Annotated in this window: 18 protein-coding genes; 6 read left to right on the forward strand and 12 right to left on the reverse strand. The window is 54.4% G+C overall.

What is annotated here, in order from left to right:
- The first annotated feature begins 49 nt into the window (after positions 1–49).
- Positions 50–487: a VOC family protein gene (locus VGM48_RS03465; protein WP_331576322.1), complete on the forward strand. Its 438-nt coding sequence runs from the start codon at positions 50–52 to the stop codon at positions 485–487.
- A 57-nt stretch (positions 488–544) separates the two neighbouring features.
- Positions 545–1,135 carry a HAMP domain-containing sensor histidine kinase gene (locus tag VGM48_RS03470; protein ID WP_331576323.1) on the forward strand — a complete coding sequence of 197 codons (591 nt, stop codon included), beginning with the start codon at positions 545–547 and terminating at the stop codon, positions 1,133–1,135.
- Here VGM48_RS03470 and VGM48_RS03475 read toward each other — a convergent pair.
- Genes VGM48_RS03475 through VGM48_RS03495 form a run of 5 tightly spaced genes read right to left on the reverse strand, consistent with a single transcriptional unit; the run spans position 1,116 to position 4,317 of the window.
- Positions 1,116–1,550, reverse strand: a complete 435-nt coding sequence (locus tag VGM48_RS03475; RefSeq protein WP_331576324.1) for an ester cyclase — start codon at positions 1,548–1,550, stop codon at positions 1,116–1,118. The genes VGM48_RS03470 and VGM48_RS03475 overlap by 20 nt on opposite strands.
- An 11-nt stretch (positions 1,551–1,561) precedes the next feature.
- Positions 1,562–2,161, reverse strand: coding sequence for a cytochrome b/b6 domain-containing protein (locus VGM48_RS03480; RefSeq protein ID WP_331576325.1), 600 nt, complete (start codon positions 2,159–2,161; stop codon positions 1,562–1,564).
- A gap of 42 nt (positions 2,162–2,203) precedes the next feature.
- Positions 2,204–3,076 carry a type 1 glutamine amidotransferase domain-containing protein gene (locus VGM48_RS03485; RefSeq protein WP_331576326.1) on the reverse strand — a complete coding sequence of 291 codons (873 nt, stop codon included), beginning with the start codon at positions 3,074–3,076 and terminating at the stop codon, positions 2,204–2,206.
- Positions 3,077–3,095: 19 nt separating this feature from the next.
- Positions 3,096–3,905, reverse strand: coding sequence for an SDR family oxidoreductase (locus VGM48_RS03490; RefSeq protein ID WP_331576327.1), 810 nt, complete (start codon positions 3,903–3,905; stop codon positions 3,096–3,098).
- A gap of 19 nt (positions 3,906–3,924) precedes the next feature.
- Positions 3,925–4,317, reverse strand: a complete 393-nt coding sequence (locus tag VGM48_RS03495; protein ID WP_331576328.1) for a heme-binding protein — start codon at positions 4,315–4,317, stop codon at positions 3,925–3,927.
- A 180-nt stretch (positions 4,318–4,497) separates the two neighbouring features.
- Between VGM48_RS03495 and VGM48_RS03500 the strand changes: the two genes are divergently transcribed.
- Genes VGM48_RS03500 through VGM48_RS03510 form a run of 3 tightly spaced genes read left to right on the forward strand, consistent with a single transcriptional unit; the run spans position 4,498 to position 8,530 of the window.
- A complete protein-coding gene (locus VGM48_RS03500; protein ID WP_331576329.1) occupies positions 4,498–6,750 on the forward strand; it encodes a tetratricopeptide repeat-containing sensor histidine kinase in 2,253 nt (750 codons plus the stop codon).
- Entirely contained in the window at positions 6,735–8,102 is a 1,368-nt protein-coding gene (locus VGM48_RS03505) for a sigma-54 dependent transcriptional regulator (RefSeq protein WP_331576330.1), read from the forward strand. Before VGM48_RS03500 ends, VGM48_RS03505 begins: the two co-directional genes overlap by 16 nt.
- A complete protein-coding gene (locus VGM48_RS03510; RefSeq protein WP_331576331.1) occupies positions 8,099–8,530 on the forward strand; it encodes a DoxX family protein in 432 nt (143 codons plus the stop codon). The genes VGM48_RS03505 and VGM48_RS03510 overlap by 4 nt, the downstream gene beginning before the upstream one ends.
- Here VGM48_RS03510 and VGM48_RS03515 read toward each other — a convergent pair.
- From VGM48_RS03515 to VGM48_RS03535, 5 genes are all read right to left on the reverse strand, one after another.
- On the reverse strand, positions 8,523–9,599 hold the full coding sequence (locus VGM48_RS03515; protein ID WP_331576332.1) for a glycosyltransferase family 4 protein: 1,077 nt from the start codon (positions 9,597–9,599) through the stop codon (positions 8,523–8,525). The two genes, VGM48_RS03510 and VGM48_RS03515, sit on opposite strands and share 8 nt — an antisense overlap.
- Before the next feature lie 11 nt (positions 9,600–9,610).
- Entirely contained in the window at positions 9,611–10,621 is a 1,011-nt protein-coding gene (locus VGM48_RS03520; RefSeq protein ID WP_331576333.1) for a glycosyltransferase family 61 protein, read from the reverse strand.
- 9 nt (positions 10,622–10,630) lie between these two features.
- Positions 10,631–11,452, reverse strand: a complete 822-nt coding sequence (locus tag VGM48_RS03525; protein ID WP_331576334.1) for a DUF6625 family protein — start codon at positions 11,450–11,452, stop codon at positions 10,631–10,633.
- A gap of 106 nt (positions 11,453–11,558) precedes the next feature.
- On the reverse strand, positions 11,559–11,789 hold the full coding sequence (locus VGM48_RS03530) for a hypothetical protein (RefSeq protein WP_331576335.1): 231 nt from the start codon (positions 11,787–11,789) through the stop codon (positions 11,559–11,561).
- An 80-nt stretch (positions 11,790–11,869) separates the two neighbouring features.
- On the reverse strand, positions 11,870–13,531 hold the full coding sequence (locus VGM48_RS03535; protein WP_331576336.1) for a vitamin K epoxide reductase family protein: 1,662 nt from the start codon (positions 13,529–13,531) through the stop codon (positions 11,870–11,872).
- A gap of 151 nt (positions 13,532–13,682) precedes the next feature.
- Here VGM48_RS03535 and VGM48_RS03540 point away from each other — a divergent pair, with 151 nt between their 5' ends.
- Positions 13,683–13,919: a helix-turn-helix transcriptional regulator gene (locus VGM48_RS03540; RefSeq protein ID WP_331576337.1), complete on the forward strand. Its 237-nt coding sequence runs from the start codon at positions 13,683–13,685 to the stop codon at positions 13,917–13,919.
- 23 nt (positions 13,920–13,942) lie between these two features.
- Here VGM48_RS03540 and VGM48_RS03545 read toward each other — a convergent pair whose 3' ends face one another.
- Positions 13,943–18,520 carry an efflux RND transporter permease subunit gene (locus VGM48_RS03545; protein WP_331576338.1) on the reverse strand — a complete coding sequence of 1,526 codons (4,578 nt, stop codon included), beginning with the start codon at positions 18,518–18,520 and terminating at the stop codon, positions 13,943–13,945.
- 13 nt (positions 18,521–18,533) lie between these two features.
- The gene (locus tag VGM48_RS03550; protein ID WP_331576339.1) at positions 18,534–19,694 is read right to left on the reverse strand and encodes an efflux RND transporter periplasmic adaptor subunit; all 1,161 of its coding nucleotides are present in this window, start codon (positions 19,692–19,694) and stop codon (positions 18,534–18,536) included.
- Positions 19,695–19,740: the final 46 nt, after the last annotated feature.

The raw sequence follows: 19,740 nt of genomic DNA on the forward strand, positions 1-19,740 counted from the left end.
ATTTTTGGTGCACCCCTTTCCGCAACTTTGCACAAACTTGTATTCACATATGGAAAAGGTAATTTTTGGCAACCACGCATCGGTGATCGTTCCGATAAATGATCGGGCCGCCATTCGTAAATTTTATTGTGATGTCCTCGGCGCCCGGATCACGAAAGAGGATACCGAAAAGGACGTATTTTGTTTAAGCGGGAATTGCTACCTCGCGTTTCTCTACGGAGATGTCAGGGACGAAAGCGAATTCTTACGGACCGCGCGCTCCATGTGGCTCGAGATCAAAACCGACAACGTAGAAGAAATGACGCGGAAAATTCTCGGCTCCGGCGTCAGGAAACTCGAACTGCCGGATCCCCACCTCTACTTTCAGGCCCCCGGCGGACAATGCTGGCGATTGGTCGGGATCGATGAAGATCTCTCCTTCTATGAAGGCGTTGGCGAAGGCCCGAATGCCGAAAAGGTAAAAGAAGCCGTCAGAGCAATGAAATAGACGCCGCCGCAACGTCTCACCGTCGCAACGTCGCGCCGCTGTGCCGCCGGATATCGAATGATATATCGCCAACAGCTCAACATCCGGCGATTCACCGACGCCGGCAAACGCCTGTCGAAGATCGTCAACCAACTGCTCCAGTGTACCCAAACAGAAGCCGGCCGCATCCGCCTGGAACCCGTCCCTGCGTCTCCGGCGGCAATCGTAGCCTATGCCGTAAATTCTATAAAAATCGCCGCCAGGCAAAAAGGCGTGCACCTGCAGATAAGATCGGCTTCCCGGTTGTCCGCCGTTTTCGCTGACGTCGAAAAGACAGGTTGGGTATTGGTAAATTTTTTATCCAACGCCCTGCGCTATAGCGCGGAAAGATCCCGGATCATCATCCAACTGACGGAAAAGAACGACAGCGTGATCTTCTCGGTCCGGGATTTTGGAAAGGGGATCGATCCGCGGTTTCAGAAACGATTATTCGTCCGCTATTTCCAGGTCCCGGCGGACGCCGGAAATATGACCGGCTCCGGCCTCGGCCTGGCCATCGCAAAAGAGATCATCGAAGCACAAAGCGGGGAGATCTGGTTGAAAAGCACAGTAGGGCAGGGGAGCGTCTTCAGCTTTTCCCTGCCGGTTATCACTCCCCAGCCTCATTAAAGGCGACACTGCGTTCAACCCAGTTGTGGGCGAGCTTATTCCCCCGGATCTCCCAGATGGCGATGCCCGTAAAGGAGAACGGCCGGTTGTCCGCGGGAAGCCCGAGGATCCCATTATTATTCCCATAACAGACCCACCGGGATACAACCCTGCTTCCATCCTTGCTTTCGAATATTTCCAGGTTCTCAAGCCGGAAATTGTTGGACACCTTCAAGATACTCTTTACCCAGTCCTTGAAGTTCTCCCTCCCGACGATATCCTTTCCCGCATTGGTAATGACGAAATCTTCCACCATCAGGTCATCGATCAACTCGTGATCATGGGGATGATTCCATACATTCCCCCAGAAATGAAGCACCAGCTCCGGTCCCGTCATCGTGTGCACATTTTTCGCTGTTTTACCGTTCTTTTTCATTCTCTTGAATTTTAAGATTTATGCATACCCGTGTCCGGCCGCCCTTTCTCTCCACTGATCATCCGGGAAACGATCCCCGGTTCCGGCCCCGCGTCGGCGATCAACACGCCCGTGATATGGATGGCGATGAACAAAACCACATAATAAACGGATTTTGTATGAATGAACGCCATCGGATCATGCCAGGCTTTCGGGCCGTTCAAAGTCATAAATCCTGTAAATAGAGAAACAGCCAGTAAAAAGTAAAAGGCAATATAGACCCAGGCTTTGAATTTATCCTGTAGGGTTGTTCTTTTAGCAAACGGGCTTTCGAATGCTACGCCCTGCACCATCGTGTTCACCATCCGGATCAGGTAAAGGCCGATCATGCTGTACCCCGCCAGATAATGGTAGTTCCACATCGGCCGCCTTACCTCTTTCCCGATCGCCACCGCTTCCTTCAAAGAAAGCTGGATCCCCGATTGCCTAAGGTTTTTCTGAATGATCACCCCCATACTGTTGATGTTCATCCAGCCCATCCGTAAAAAAATAGTGGTCAATAAGAACAAAATGTTCAGCGCGATAGCCCAGTGAATGATCCGGTTGGCGGAATTGAATCGTTGATTTTTCATAATTTTTAGAAAACGTTCGACAGCCCGGATCGGTTGCTTGTACTATTCACAGCCGCCAATTAACCTCGCTGCCCTCTGGCGCTCCAGCGCCTTTACAAAGTACTCCGCCATCAAACCATCCGAGGGCGGGTTTTGACCGGTGATCAGTTCCCGGTCTTCTACTATATGCGGCGTGAAGATGCCGTTCGGAGATTTTTCTAACCGGCCGCCCGCAACTTCCAAAGCCTCGTACACATAAAAAGGCGCCATTTTCCCTCCCATAAGATTTTTTTCTGCATAATGCTCCTCCTCGTTCGAAAATACCGTCATCCGGTAGCCCGCATATTGCCATCCCACCGCCAGCTTCTTTGCGGCTTCCTTGTTATCCGCAACCATCGCGGCACGAAATGCCGCGGCATTTGCCATCGCGGAAAGAATGGCGATGGGACCATGACAGAGTAATGCGGTAACCTTGCCCTCGGAATGAAAATGGCGCAAGATCTCACCCAGGTCCTCATCCTGCATGAGGTCCACCATGGGCGGATGCCCGCCGGGAGCATAGATGGCAACATAATTCTCCAGTCCCTTCTCTATGGCAGCACGAAACGATAGGGGGGCTTGCATAGCAGGATGCGACTCGAACAGATCCAACGCTTTTCCCAGCGCCTCGATACTGCCTCCAAAATAGGTTTCGGAAGCGGAATGCGGATCCATCACAGGCTTATTACCTTTTGGCGTGGCCAGAGCTATGTCATAGCCAATATCCATCGCCGCCTGAAGAGGGATGACAAGCTCATTGAGGTAAAATCCGATCTTCTCGGGCCTGCCGTCCTTGGTGATAAGGGTATCGCTGCTGGATGTAATTACAAGCACAGTTCCTTTTTTGTTCGTTGCCCCGGGCTTGCCGGAGTTCAACGAAGAGATAATTTTGTTCATGAGCTGATTTTTTTTGAATTTAAATTTCAACGTCCCAGGCCTTTGCCTGGTGCTGCTTTAACATCTCCTCCACGGACCGGGGAACGACATTGCGGAATTTACCGGTATCCGCGGGGACGATTCGGACCATCGCTTCGATCATCTCCCGGGGGTCAAGCCTGCCCTCCGGGGTGCCTAACAGGGAGTCGAACGTTGCCCGCATTTCCTTTCGCTGAGTAAAATTTTTGCTGTCATCCAACCAGCGGAACGCATTGTCGGCCATGGTTTCATTATAGCCGGTCAGATAAGCGCCGGGATTGATGGTCTGTATCTGGATATTGTATTTTTTCAGTTCACCCGACATCGCCTCCGCCACGGCTTCCAGCGCATGCTTGGTGGATACATAGATCCCAAACCCGGCAGGGGTGAACAAACCCCCCATCGAAGAGGTAAAAACGACCTTGCCCCTCCTTTTCTCCGTGATCCATTTGGCAATGAATCGTTGCGCAAGTTCCAGCGGCGCAAAGACATTGGTCTCAAAATTACCGCGCACCAGCTCGACCGGGATCTCGAAGACCGGCCCCGTTTCCCCGATGCCGGCATTGCTGAACAGGATATCGATGTCCCAGCTTAATGCATTTTTCACATCGTAGTGCTCGAGGATATTCAGTTTCTCGACGCGGAGATTCCCTTCCAGCCCCAGATCGGCCGCTTTCCGTCGCAATGCCGTCACCTGCGGCGAAATTTGCACCCCGGCAATCACCTGGTGCCCCGCTCTTGCCAGCCCAATGGCCGCTCCTTCACCAAAGCCGGAGCCGGCCCCGGTAATAAGGATTCGTTTGCTTTCCATACTATTTGTTTTTTGAATTTTAGATTATGCTGCCCTCGGCAGCGATCATCGCATCCTGGGCAATGGCGCCCCCCGAAACTCCGATATAGCCGATGATCTCGCCGTCCCTTCGGATCGGCAATCCACCCGCGAAGCCCACCAGACCGCCATTCGTATGTTCAAGGCCATAAGCCGCCGCCTCCGGCTTCAGAAATTGACCCACCTGCTCGGAAGGCATCCGGAAGAGCATCGCCGTTTTTGCCTTTTGAATGGCGATATCGAGCGACCCGATCAACGCATCATCCATCCGCTGAAGCGACTTGAGATGTCCCCCCGTATCCATGATGGCGATATTTACAGGGATCCCGATCTCCATTGCCCTCGCCCTCGCTTTTTTCTGCAGCTCATTGGCTTGCTCCAGTGTGATTTCCATGTGGAGCAGCGTTCGAATGATTATGCCAAACACTCATTCGTCTGATTCCTAGATTGTTGCCTGTGTCTATAAAAAGAAGGAAAGTCGGGATATCGATGTTCCGCGATCTTTTGGCGATAAGTCACCAGGTGCTCAATATTCGTTTTTATTAATTAATTTTAATGACACCAGTTAAGGCCTATGGAGAGGGTGGTGATCATCATCATCTGCGTGCTGCTTGGTAACATAGGAGTAGCGCAGTATTATCCGGCTCCAAAACCGGTAAGCCCCGGCGAAAAGAGCCGGCTGTTGAGCTTATTGAAAAACAGCAGGCCCGGCAAAAATAGCGCAGCCCTCCTCCTCGACTTAAGCAATCTATACCTCAACCTGCCTTTGAAAAGAGCTTCCGACCTCGACCGGGCCATTCGCTATGCCGATGCGGCGGCAGCACTCAGCACCTCGATCCATGACGACTCCGGCTACAACGCCGCCCAGCTTTTAAGAGCGGAGATCCTTACCGGAAAGGACGATATGGCATCGGCCGAAGAAATAGCGGGGGTACTGAACGATACTTCGAAGATCAAATTATGGCTGATGCTAAGCTTCAAATACTGGGCAAGAAGCGCCGGGAAAAGCGAAGACAACCGGGCGAAGGGCCTGGCATTCGCCGGACAGGCCCGGGAGTCGGCTGCCCGCCTGCACCGCCGCGAAGATGAGATCCTGGCGCTAAGAGACATCGCCATGATCCATACCGACCGGGGGGATTCCACCGCCGAACAGGAATTACTGGACGTCGTTAAAAGATATAAAGCGATAGGAAATCCAAATTTACACTACACCTATGAACAACTGGCCGAACTGCATCATGACCGTGGCAACCCCGACAAAGCACTCTATTATTCCATCCAGGCCATCGACTGCATGAACGCAACCGGCGACACGATCGTCGCGGGCGACCTCTATTTTTGGCGGGGGATGATCTACCTCAACAACGACGAATATCAAAAAGCGATCGATTACTTTAGCCTGGCCATCGCGAAGATAAAGATCCGGCCTTCAAGATACGATATGGCCTACCGGCCGGTCTTTTCCCTGATCCCCTGGGCGCTCCGTAAAATGAAAAAATACCCGGAGGCCGTGGACTATATGAAAAACGTGATAAAGGAGTACCCCGCACGCAACGATGTCGACAGGGCGGCGGACGCAGCGATAATCGGGAACATTTACCGGGATATGAAGGCCTACGACCAGGCGGAAAAATATTTTCTCATCGCCTCCCGGATAGGCCAACGGCAACGCCGGACCGACAACGATCCCTATTTTGATCTGGGTCAGCTGTACGTCGAGTCGGGGGAATATGCCAAAGCAAAACCCTATTTACAGAAGTCGCTGGACTTTATGTCGGGGCAAATGACCTCCGCTAAAAGACGGCATATGGAATATATGCTCTTCCTCACCGACTCGGCAACCGGTGATTATCTGTCCGCCATCAAAGACCTCAACCGGTACCGGGGATGGGCCGAGGTTCAACTCGAGATGGAAAAAGATAATCAGCTGCGAAAGCTGGATATTCAGTATGAAACAAAACAAAAGGAGGCGGCGATCAAACTCCGGGACCAGAATATCCTCACCCTGAACCAAAGCGCAAAGATCCGGGAGATGCGCCTCAGCCGGTCCAACGAAATAAAAAATATAACCATTGGCATCGTTTTGTTGTTGCTTATCATTACCGGCTTGCTCTATCGGCAATACCGGAACAAGCAAAAGAGCAGCCGGGTGATTGCTCAACAGAACGACCTGATCACCGAAAAGAATCAACAGCTGCAGCAGCTGATCCAGCAAAAGGAATGGCTGCTGAAAGAGGTGCATCACCGGGTAAAGAACAATTTGCATACCGTCATCTGCATGTTGCAGGCACACACCGTTTACCCGGAAGAACGGGCAAAAATAGAAATTGAGAACAGCCAGCACCGCATCTTTTCGATGTCGCTGATCCATGAAAAACTCTATCAGTCGGAGGATATCCAAACGATAGATATGGGGTTGCTGATCCCTGAATTGGTGGAACACCTGCGGGACAGTTTCGGGGTCCCGGGGAGAATTCAATTCGATTGCCGGATCAGCCCCATTCACCTGAACGCCGCGCAGGCCATCCCACTGGCGCTGATAATCAATGAAGCGCTGACGAATTCGATAAAATATGCATTCCCGGCCAACCGGAATGGCGTGATCTCGGTCTCGTTGAAGGAGCAGGATGAGGAAGTGGTGCTGGAAATAGCCGATAATGGCGTCGGTATCGAGGGATGGAGCGAGGAGAGAAAAATGGGATCGATGGGTCTTCAACTAATGGGTGGCCTGAGCAAGGAAATGAAGGGAAATTTCGCGATCGAAAATAAACACGGTATAAACATCAGGATCACCTTTAAAAATGACGTCATATGGCTGTTAAAATAATGATAGTCGAAGACCAGTTCATCGAAGCCAGCAGCCTGCGGGCCGTTCTTAGGAAAGCGGGATATCTTGTCTGCTCGATAGCCTCCAGCGTCAACGAAGCGATAAAGATCGTCGACCTGGAAAAGCCCGAGATCGTCCTGCTGGATATTCACCTCCAGGGTAAGTCCACCGGGATCGACCTCGCCAGGATCCTGCAGACAAAGAAGATCGCGTTTGTATACCTCTCCGCAAACTTCAATGCAAGGATCCTCGACGAGGCAAAGGCGACAAGACCCTATGGCTTCCTGGTAAAACCCTTCAGGGAAAACGATGTATTGGTCACGCTGGACGTCGCCAGATACCTCCACCAGCAGGACAAAGAACCCCCCGCGATCAGCAGCCAGGGTTCCGGTTCATCCGCCGACTTTAAGGAGATGGTGGGCAGCGCAAAGTCGATAAACAAGGTGATCGACCATATCCTCATCGCCGGCCCGTCGGATATCTCGGTGCTCATCCTGGGCGAAAGCGGCACCGGAAAGGAATTGGTGGCCAGATGCATCCATCGCACCTCCGCCCGGAAAACGCAGCCGTTTATAGTGGTGAACTGCGCCGCCCTTCCCCCCAACCTCGTCGAATCCGAATTGTTCGGTCACGAAAAAGGCGCCTTTACCGGCGCGCTGGAAAAAAGGACCGGAAAATTTGAACAGGGGGACAATGGAACGATATTCCTCGACGAAGTGGGCGAACTCCCGATCGACATGCAGGTCAAACTGCTTCGGGTCCTCCAGGAAAGAGAGGTGGAACCCATCGGCGGAAAGAAAAAGAAGGTCAACGTCCGGATCATCGCCGCAACCAATCGCCGCCTCGAGGACGAAGTAGCCGCAGGCAGATTCAGGCTGGATCTCTATTATCGGTTGAATGTCTTTCCCATCCCCGTACCCTCCCTGCGCGAACGCAAAGAGGACATCCCCGTATTGGCGGCCTACTTCCTCGGGATCTACGCAAAAAAGGAGAACCGGCAGATAACCGGCCTGTCGGAACATGTCATAAATGCGTTGCAGAGTTATTCCTGGCCCGGAAATGTAAGAGAACTCGAAAATATCATCGCCCGCACCGTTCTGCTCACCACCGGCCCCCTCGTCGACAAAGTGGAGCTGCCATTCGATCCCGTCCAAAGCCCCACTCCCGGCATCGCGGTAAATGTGAAGACGATCACCGAGAACGAACGGGATTATATCGTCGCCATCCTCAACCGCTGTAACGGAAAAGTAAACGGCGCCGATGGCGCTGCCCAACTCATGAATATCCCTCCTTCTACCCTGAAATCCCGGATGAAGAAATTGGGCATAGCCAGAAAAAGCAAATACCTATGACGGACAATGACTACGTCTGGTTGTTCCTAAGAGTAGTGGCGGGAGGTATTATCTTTCCCTATGGCATGCAAAAACTCCTCGGTTGGTTCGATGACTTTGGGGGCGGGGTGGGGGTTAAACAGACACTCGCCCGGATGCGCGGGAAAAAGATCCCCGCAGCCCTCGGCTGGCTCATCATCCTCGGCCAGTCCCTGGGAAGCGTGGCGCTGATCCTGGGATTCTGGGGAAGACTCGCGGCAGCTGCCAATTTCATTATTTTTACCGGGGCCTTCTTCGTTCATGCCCGCGACGGCTGGACCTTGAATTGGTTGGGAAAAAAGAAAGGCGAAGGGGTGGAATATTTTGTCCTGCTCCTGTCGGTCCTGCTGGTTATCATCATAAAAGGAACCGGCGCCTTCTCCCTCGACCACTGCCTAAAACTCAGGTGATAAGGCGGGCAATCGCCCCATAGCATCCTTCGGTCGAAAAATGGGTCCTGGCATAGGCAACGGCATTTCGCGCCAGCGTCTCTCGTAAGCCGCGATCCCCGATCAGCCGGCGGATCGCCGACGCGAACGCTCCGGCATCATCCGCCTGCAAGAAGCAACGCGCGGCGCCGTCTTCCATCCCCGCGGCGCCATGCGTCGTGGTCACCAACGGAAGCCCATGAGCCAACGCCTCGACGTTCTTTATCTTCAGCCCCGCACCGCATCGCACCGGATTGATGAGGATATCGGAATCCCGGTACACCTGCTCCTCATCCGCCACAAACCCATGCCACCGGACGTGGCAACCCTCCGGCACGGGAAATTCGTCCCTGATATTACCATAAACGTTCAGGGTAAGCGCATGTCCCTCGCAAGTCGGACCCCAGACATGCTGCAGGAACCAGCCTAATGCTTCGACATTGGGGAGATAAGGACTCGCAACAAACCCGATATTTTGCACCTGCTTCCGGATCCTTCCCGGGGTTGCGGGAACGGGATGGGGGGTGAGCACCAGCCTGTCCGGGTCGATCCATCGGGCAACCGACTCAAGGTCGTTTTGCTGGATCAGCACGACATAGTCGTAACACCGGAAGATGTCCAGTTCCTCTTCAAAGGTCAGATCGATACCGTCATACGGCAACCCCATCTTTTTAAAGCTCCTGATCCGGTCGGCTACCAGGTCGTGCGTGTCGAGCAAGGACACCGTATGCTCCGGCAGATATTCCAGCACGGCGGACAACTCTATATATTCCACCAGCGCAAAGTCAAAAGTCCGGTCCCGGATAAAATGAGAAAATCGTTCGGCATATTCTCCATAGGTCAACGGCCCATCCATCCCGGCGCTCTCCACCGCAACATCCCCAAACCGCTCCCGTAAAAGGTTCCTGTCGGCATCCGATAACCGGCCCGCAAAGAAAACCGTTATCCGGACCCTGTGCTGCAGGTATTCGAGCAGGCTGCTGATCCGGCTCCGGTGCCCCGATCCGCCGGCCCAGAAATCGACAAAAGTGGCCACGAGCAATGTTTTCATACATCCGTTATTTACCGGGTCAGTTCGATCAGGTTTTGTTCGAAAAGCCCGGGATCGATATAATAATCGCCATCGAAGTAGTCCTCCCGGCCGGCCGTCCCGCAACTCTGGTGATAATAACGGATGCCCAGCGCCTCGGCCATATACCAGAAAAGGCAACTGGGATGGTCCAGTTCGTTCGTCTGATTCTTATGCAATTCCAGCACGGCGCTGCCCCGCGGCATAAACAACAGGTTGGTTAGCCCCGACCCATGCTCACCCACCAAATATTTCACCCCCGAAAAGATCGCCACCTGCTCGGGGAATCCATGTTTTTCCGGATAAAATACGACAAAACGATGCTTCTCCAGAATATCGATGATCTCCGCCTCATTCACCACCTTTCTTCTCCCGGCCAGCTTCCTGCTCACATACAATCTTTCCACACGCGGCACGGCAAGGCCGGCGACATAGTCCCGGTACCACCGGTTCACCTGCCGAAGGTGCAGCCCATTGTAAGAGTCGCACAGCGGCTTCAGCTGGGGAAGGCAAAGATGCCGGACAAGCAGACTCTTTCCGATGGGAATGTAATAGATGTTCTTCAGCCCGAAAGGCTCCAGCGATCCCCTGATAAAATCGGCGTTCCCGTACTGTTCAGGCAGCACCAGCGTCAGCCGGTCCAGCTTTTTGCGCACCAGCCACAGCCGGAAGATAGACTCGCAGATCCAATGATAATAATTGAACCACGGATGGTGGATCGCGAGGTACGTCGTGTCATCGTCCAGCGTGATCAGCCGGTCCGGGTGCTCGGTCGCATCCTGATAAAAATAGCTCGCCTCGCCGAGGTAGTGGTCATACTGATGTGGATAGGCATGATGACATTCCGGGATCAACCCGTTCCTGTTGATGCAAAATCCCGAAGACGTGATGAAAACGTTACGAAACAACTTCACCCGCTGCATCGGGCGCGGATACGACCGGTAGGGTTCATACAGCGCGGCCTCCCCGGCCGTCATATTCAATGGTAATGGAACATGGGGCATACAAAGAAATTAGGAATAGATGCGGGTCGGGCTGATAAAAAATGTCTCGGGTATGCGCCGGGGGACCCTGACCGGCCGGTACACCTCTTTTAGTTTGATCAGATGATAAAGCAACACCTCATACTCCTTCTTATAGCTGAGCGTTCCCTTGTCCCAGGCCAGCCTGCCGGGTGTCCCTTCGATGATGTAGTGGTCAAAATAAGGCCGGATAGTGCCTGCCTCCTCCAGCCGCCGGACCACATGCATCATACTCTCGATCTCCGAAGGGATCTCGGTATATCGCTTCCCATCCGTGAAGGCATCGTGCTGGAAATTGGTTTCGTCGAAACAATAGTGCCGGCCGTCGGCGAACACCCGCCGGTAATCCCTGCTTTGCATAAAAAGCCGGTTCACCCGGTCACAGTTCCGGAACAGCAGGAAACAACCCGTCAGCCAGTCCGCCCTCACGCTGATCAGGTCATATTCCCGCATCAGCTCCTTGGTGATGAAGTTGCGGATATTGCCGTAGATGATGTCGATATCGCCATGGCCCCAAAAATCATAACCCTCCACCAGCTCCCGGAAAATAAAGCCATAGGCCGGCTTGAGATCGCAAAGTTTATACCCGTTGCCAAGCTGGACGGGAACACCCAGTCTTGCCGAAGCCAGCGCCTGCACCTCTTCCAGCGTTCGGTATACAAAATGCACATTGGGCGGATGCCCGCCTTCATACGAGCGGTCGTCGGTAAGAATAAAAAAATCCACCGTTGGGTTATAGGCGCAGGAATGCAGAAAATAGGCCAGATACCAGGGCAGTTTCCCGAAATAGCAGCTGAGGATCGCCAGGCGCATGGAGGATAAGTTGAAAGATGGAAGGGGCCAACCCCTTCCATCGGTGAATGATCAGCGCTGGCAAACGCCTTCGCCGGCGCCTGCATCAGCCGCCTTCGAACATCGGTTAACCCTGGCACTGGCCGTACGTGAGGCCGGGTGCGACATAGCAGAAAGTGCAAACATAGGCGCACTGACCGGAATGACCCGGGATCCAGCAGGTATGGCCGCAATCGTTTGGAGTGGTGCCACCGCCGCCGGTGCCACCTCCGCCGCCGCCGGAATCGCTGCCGGCCATGATCCGCCGCATGTCGATCTTGCTCAATTTTTTTACATTCTGGATGCTAAGCTTTTTCATAATTGTAAAGTCATAATGGCAAATGGTGCCTACTCTTTTCTAAAGGTTTTCGGCTTCTCCTTCCTTTGCAAAAGCAGGTCTTACAGAATATTTTTCAGTTCCTGTAATTTGTAGTGGGTGGGAAGCTTGTGACCGTTGATAAACAAGGTGGGAGTGTAGCGGATGTCACCGGCATCGACCCAGCCGTACATGGCTTCGAGTTTGCCGTTTTGCTCCCGCAGATCGCTGTCCAGGGGATAGCGGGCGGCGAATTGCTGGTAATCTTTCTCTTTCATCCCATACCAGTCATCCAACGCCTGCCTGGTCAACCCGGCATCGCCCTTTTCGGCGATCGCCATCAGGTGTCGCGTGGCATTCGCGCTGTAGTCGGCCTCCTTGTTCTGGCTGTTAAAGATGATCCGTATCTGGACATCATAGTTGTGCAGCAGATTTTCCAACTCGGGATGAGCCCTCGAACAGGGACCGCAAAAGGGATTGCAGACTTTGACGATGGTCGTGGCGGCATCCTTCCGGCCAAGCGGGATCCCCAGTTTTTCCCAACCCTCGGGTATCGGCGGTTGCTGGCCCAGCAGGGCAAAAAATAGGTCGGGGTTGTATTGCAGTCGCTTGTACGCGGCGGACAAACTGTCGGCATCCTTTGCCTTCACCAGCAGCGGCTTTATCCCATACCAGCTGACCACCACCAGCAACAGACAGGCGCCGGCCCCGGCCAGCGGCAGGGGATTGGCAAAAAGGGCAGGCAGGGAGGCCGGCGTGGACCAGAAAGCAAATACGGCCCAGACCAGCTCCAAAGCAAGGATCGACTGTACGGTCAGACAAAGCGGGCACCATTGCTTTAGAACCCGCCATTGGTAATAGACGCTGAACAGGATATACGGCACCGCCAGCGCGTTTCCCAGCGCCAGCAGCCCGGCCTTTTCGGCAAAAGCGACACCGCCGGTAAAAGCGACACCGCCGGTAAAAGCGGGTCCGCCGCCAAACGAAAGCCCGCCGGCAAAAAGCAGGAGCGTGGTCGCGGCAAAATAGAAAAAACCGATCTCGCCCCAGGATATCCCCTTGATCCTGGCCGCCTTGCTGGTCAGCACGGCATCGCAATGAAACTGCTTGCCGGCGCTGCAGATGTCCTTGACAAAGGCATTGCTCTTATCGACATCGAAAGCCAGTAGCAGGACCGTGGTCCCCACCCCCAGCAGCTTCAGCAATGCGATACAGCTGAAAGATAAAAGGGCGCCGGCGGGCAGATTCAGCAGAAACGCAAAGAGCAGCAGCGTTCCGGCGGCGGCATACCAGGACAATTGCCGGTTCTTTTTCATCTTCTCGGCCCTGCGGTTCTCCGCATACCCGCTTTCACCGCTGCCCGCATCCGGCTCGGCCGCCCAGACGATCCGCTGATACCGCTGCAGGAATTCTTCCCGTGAAAGGGTCTGGCTCTTCCTGCCATGCCGGAAACGCACCTTTTCTTTATCCTTGCTGGTCACCAGCACAAAATCTTTCCCGACACCGGGTATCTCGGTAAACGCCACGAAGGGCGAGTCCACCTCGTCAAAGCTCTCCTCTCCAACCTCAAAAGCGTCGTTCGGAATATGAAATCTGCTGAACGCCTCACTCAGACTCAGCAGGCTCGGGTAGTTGGGATGATTCTCTAGCTGTTGACTGATGCTTGTCGCGGTGACCTTGGTGTTTAATAAGCGGAGATAGTGAGTGGCCACCTTCTTGAGCGCGGTGTCGAAACTTTCGGCCATAAGGACAGGTTTTGAAATGGTGTCTTTAAATTTCCCGATGAATACAATACGAAACTACTCGTAGATGGTTATACTTTATAACCCTATTTTGCTCCGATCTCGCCGGGTTAACAAAAAAAAGGGATAAATTAAGTAGATAAACTTATCCGCCATGTATTCTGGACAAACCATAAAAGTGCTTCGGTTGCTGAAGGGCTATAGTCAGCAAGGGATCGCAAAAGAGCTCGGTATCTCTCAACCCGCCTACTCAAAACTCGAAAAAAGAAAAATGGTCAATAAAGAAAGTTCAAGGAAAATTCTGGCGATCATCAATTGCTCCCCGGATGAGATCCGGTCGGTGCAGCAATTCATCGCCGACCCCATCGTCTCCGACCACAGGACCTCATAAAGCGATGAAGCTCGCCCCACCACTCATCTCCACCCCCCACCCAGGGCCTTATAGAGGTTAACTATCGCCTGCAACTGCTGCAACCGGTCATTCACGCCGCTAAGCTGGGCAGCCAGAAGCGACTGCTCCGAAGTAAGGACATCCGTATAGTTGGTGGCACTGCTATATTTAAGCAGCTCTTTCGTGAAATCGACCGCTTGTTCCAATAACCTCACCTGGTCCACCCGCTGACGTTGCTTGTCAAGCGCCGTCTTATAACTGGAAAAGCTATTGGAAACCTCCGCCCCGGCAGTCAGCAGGGTCTTCTGATAGGCATAAAAGGCCTCGCGCTGCTGAGCCTGCGCCACATGCAGCCGGGTCGTATTCTGACGTTTGGTGAAGATAGGTTGGGTGAGCCCGCCGACCAGATTGTAAAATACGGAGTGGTCGAAGAAGTTCTTTATCTGTAAGGTCGAAAGTCCTCCCTGTGCCGTGATCGTCAGCTGGGGATAAAAATACGTCTGGGCGACATTCACATTTTCAAACGCCACCCGGAACGCCAGTTCCGCCTGTTGCACATCGGGTCGGTTCCGCATCAACTGCGACGGCACCCCTGCTTGAAGGTTGGCGTAGGGCGCCTGCGCAGCCAGCAACCCCCGCTTTATTTCTCCCGGCACCCGACCCAGCAAAATACTCAGCGCATTTTCCGTCTCGAGGATACTCTGGCTTAAATCGGGTACCAGCAATTCAGCCGAAACCCGGTTGGCATCGCTCTGGACCACCGCCGCACCCGTCGCCAGGCCGTTTTCCATCAGCGCCTTTATCGTGGTAACATCTTCCTGCCGGTTCCTAACGGTCTGCTGCGTGATCCGCAGCTGTTCGTCGAAGGAAAGCAGTTGGTAATAATAGCCGGCAATATCCGCGATCAGCTGCGTCTCGATCACCCGTCTCGCCGCATCGCTTTGCAAAAAGGCCGCAAGCGCCCCTCGCTTTCCGCTTCTGAACTTCCCCCAGATATCCGCCTCCCAGCTGGTGCTCAGACTCGCCTGGTAGCTGGTCGTGGTCAGCGGAAAAGTGCCGATATAGGCCGGCGGCAGGTTCAGCGCAGCCGCCGACTGCTTACTGCGGGTAGCATTGGCATTGGCCGAAAGGTCCGGCAAATAAGCAAGCTTACTCTGCAAAAAATTCTCCCTCGCTTCCGTCATCCGCTCCATCGCCACTTTCAGGTCCGGGTTCTCCCGCAACCCTTCGTCGATCAATCCCTGCAAAAGCGTATCGGCAAACAGCGCCCGATACGGCAAAACCGCCATCGAAGCCGTGTCTCCCGCCAGGGTCGTGTCCCCTGCCAAGTTCCTCGCCCCAGCCGAGTCCCTCGACGCACCGCGATACAGATCCCCCTTCACCGGCATCCCCGGCGCCTGATATTTCTGCGTCACGCACGACCCAAACGACAAACTCGCAAGAACAACAAGCATCACCGGCAACACGGCAGCAACAGGCCGCGGCTTCCGGCTGATCCGCTCCTGGATCGTCTGGAACACGATAAACAACACCGGGATAACAAAGACCCCGAAGACCGTTCCGATCAGCATGCCGCCCACCGCTCCCGTACCGATACTTCGGTTACCCGCCGCCCCGGCCCCGCTGGAGACCATCAACGGCATGATCCCGAAAATAAACGCAAAGGAGGTCATCAATATCGGGCGTAACCGCGCGACGGCGCCGTCGAGGGCCGCCTGCGCCATATTCTCTCCGGCCCGCCTCCTGGCCAACGCAAACTCCACGATCAGGATGGCATTTTTGGCCAGCAACCCGATCAGCATGATTAAAGTGATCTGCAGATAGATATTGTTCTGCACTCCAAAAAGATTCGCAAAAATAAACGCCCCGGCCAACCCGATCGACAACGAAAGGATCACCGCAAACGGCAGAATATAGCTCTCATACTGGGCGCTCAGCAAAAAATACACAAACACAAGGCACAACACAAAGATCAGCACCGTCTGATTACCGCTCGACAACTCCTCGCGCGAAAGCCCCGAAAACTCATACCCATAGCCGACAGGAAGGGTCTTCGCCGCCACCTCCTGGATCGCCTTGATCGCATCGCCGCTGCTATATCCCGGCTTCGGCGCACCAGAGACCGCGATAGACGTAAAAAGGTTGAACCGGTTGATAAACTCGGGCCCATACACCCGCTTCAGGGAGACAAACTCCGTCACGGGTGCCATAACGTTATTCCCCGTTCGCACAAAAACCTTGTCCAGGCTTTGCACATCGCTGCGGTAGGCGGCATCCGCCTGGATCATCACCCGGTATTGTTTCCCGAATTCGTTGAAGTTGGACGCGTAAATGCTGCCATAGTATCCCTGCATCGTACTGAGCACAGTGGCGGGGGATAAATTTGCTTCCTTGCATTTGGCGACGTTCACCTCCACCTCATACTGCGGGAAGTTGATATTGAAAAAGCTCGTTGCATATTGGATCTCCGGCCGTTTGTTCAGGGCCGCCAGGAACTTGCTGTTGACATCATAGAAATGCGCGATATCCCCACCGCTTCGGTCCTGTACCTGGAATTCGAATCCGCTCGAATTGCCAAAGCCCTCCAGGGTCGGCGGGGCGATGAAGAAGACCCTCGCCCCCTTGATATCGGCCGTCGCGCCGAATAAGTTGTTGATCACGGCATCGACCGAATGCTGATCGCCCTTTCGCTGATCCCAGGATTTCAGGTTCATAAAAAGCGAGCCATACGAGCCGCCGTTGCCGCCGCTCATGATCCCCGACCCCGCGATCCGGACCACGGAATTCATCTCCGGCTGATGCCGCGCGACATCCACCACATGATCGGTGATCCGGGTGGTGCGCTCCAGCGAAGAAGCCGGCGGCAGACTCACATCGGCCATGATAAAGCTTTGGTCTTCATTCGGCACGAACCCCGCGGGCGTCACCTTTAAAAGATACGCGAACAGGGCGATAAAGAGCAACACGGCCGTCACCGCGATCCATCGTTTGCGCGATAAGAACTGGACGGCGCGTTTGTATTTTTGGGTCGTCGCCGCGAAGCTCACGTTAAAGGCCCAATAGAACCGTTGGAGGAATCCTTTTTTCCGCAACTTGTTCTCGCCATGGGGCTTTAGCAACAATGCGCACAACGCCGGACTCAGGGTCAGCGCATTGACGGCGGAAATAAGAATGGCCACGGCCAGCGTAAGCCCGAACTGCTTGTAGAAGACACCCACCGATCCGGTAATAAAGGTCACCGGGATAAAGACCGCCGCCATCACCAGCGTGATCGACACCACCGCCCCGCTGATCTCGCTCATCGCTTCCAGCGTCGCCTCCCTCGCCGTAGGCACATGCTGATCCAGCTTGGCATGAACGGCCTCCACCACCACGATCGCATCATCCACCACGATACCGATGGCGAGCACCAGCGCAAACAATGTAAGCAGGTTGATCGTAAACCCGAATAACTGCAAAAAGAAGAAGGTGCCCACGATGGCCACCGGTACGGCAATGGCCGGGATCAGGGTCGACCGCAGGTCCTGGAGAAAAACGAACACGACGATCGACACCAGGATAAAGGCCTCGATCAGGGTTTCCACCACCTTGTTGATCGAGACATCCAAAAACTGGTTGGCGGTAAAGATCATGTTCGAGGTCACCCCCGGCGGGAAGCTCTTGGAAGCCGTGGCGATGGTCTTTTCACACTCCTTGATCATGGCGTGCGCATTCGATCCCGCCGCCTGGAATACCGCACAGACGATCGAGGGGTGATTGTCGGTGGTCGAGGTCACGGAATAGTCCAGCGATCCCAGCTCGATGCGCGCGACATCCTTCAGCCGGAGCAGCTGCCCGGTGGACGTCGCCTTGATGATGATATTCTCGTACTCCGCCGGCTTTCTCAGCCGGCCCTTGTACTTCAGCACATATTGAAAGGACTGGTTGCTGTTCTCGCCGATCTTGCCGGGCGCCGCTTCGACGTTCTGCTCGGCAAGCGCGGTGTTGATGTCGTCAGGGATCAACCCATAGGCCGCCATGGCGTCCGGCTTCAGCCAGATCCGCATGGAATAGTCCTGCGTGCCAAACGCCGTTACATCCCCAACGCCATTCACCCGTTTGAGCATGGGCAGGACGTTGATATTGGCATAGTTCTGCAGAAAGGTACCGTCAAAGGATTTGTTGGTGCTGTTGATGGAGAACACCATGACCATGCTGCTCTGCCGCTTGCTCGTCGTTACCCCCGCCCGGGTCACCTCCGCCGGCAACAACGGCGTAGCCCGCGAAACCCGGTTTTGTACGTTGACGGCATCCAGGTCCGGGTTGGTGCCCTGTTTGAAAAAGATGGTGATCGATCCGGAGCCGTCATTACCCGCCGACGAGGTCATATAGGTCATATTCTCGACGCCGTTTATCTGCTCTTCCAACGGAACGATGACGCTGTTCAAAACGACATCCGCGTTCGCGCCGGGGTAGGACGCCGATACCTGCACCGTAGGTGGTGCGATCTCGGGATACTGTGTGATAGGCAAGGCGACAAGCCCCAGGATCCCCAGAATGACGAGGATGACGGAGATCACCGTCGAAAGGACGGGCCGCTCTATAAAGATTTTTAGTGTCATGTGTTTTCGGCGGTTATTTCAGGTCTTTATAGATGTCGGCTTCTGCGCGCATCTCGGGTTTGATCGCTGTTCCATCCGGGATCGGCGTGGCTGCCTCGAAGACGACCGTGTCTCCCGGCTTCAGCCCGTCGGTAACGACAAAATACTGGCCGGCCGCTGCCGGCAGGGTGGTGATCTCGGCGCTGGTGACTTTGTCTCCGTCCACCCGGTAGACAAAGCGCTTTCCCTGCAACTCATAGGTCGACTGTTGCGGGATCAGCAAGGCATTGTTGACGGGCACCGGAAGCGCCACCACGGCGCTGCCCCCGCTGCGGATCAGCCTCACCGGGTTGGGAAAGGTCGCCCGGAACGTCGCCGCGCCGGTCTCGGGGTTGATCAGCCCGCCAATCGCCTCCACCCGTCCCTTCTCCGGATACTCGGTCTTGTCGGAGAGGATCAGCACCACCGGCGGAAGTTGTTTCAGCTTCGCCTCCAGCGTGCTTCCCTTGTATTGCCGGGAAAAGTCGAGCAATTGCTTTTCATTCATGGAAAAGTACGCATATACCTTCGAGATGTTGGAGACCATCGTAAGCGGGGAGGTGGTAGTGCTGCTGACCAGGCTGCCCAATTTATAAGGGATCATCCCCGCCACGCCGTCGACAGGGCTGCTGATCGTCGTATACGCCAGGTTGGTGCGGGCATTCGCCAGCGTTGTTTTCGCCTGAAGCAGCGCGGCCTCTTTCACCTTCAGCGCGTCCTCGGCCGATCTGAGTTCGTATTCACTGATGATATGCCTTTCAACAAGCGGCTTCGTCCTCTCCACCTGCAATTTGGCGGTATTGACATCGGCCTCCGCGCTGTTGATGGCGGCAAGCGAGTTCTTCACCTCCTGCTCATATTGCGGCGCGCTGATCCGGAACAGCAATTGTCCTTTTTTTACCGTGGCGCCTTCGTCGATATAGATATGCTCGATATAGCCGTCTATCTTTGGGCGGATCTCGATGTTCTGCTGACCTTGCAGCGTCGCTGGGTATTCGGTTCGCAGGATCGTATTGTGGGCCGTGGCCTTAAATACCGGATACGCCTGCGCCACAGGGGCCTGGGATTGACCATTGCCGGTAGAGTTATTCCGGCAGCTTTGGGTTATGAGAATAACGGCGCAAAGCGCTATTGATAGTTTTCTAATGCAGACCACAGTTTTTTGGAGATTTTTTAAGTCTCGCGAAAATAGGGCCTTTTTA

This window comes from Puia sp. (assembly GCF_036500295.1).
Taxonomy (GTDB): Bacteria; Bacteroidota; Bacteroidia; order Chitinophagales; family Chitinophagaceae; genus Puia.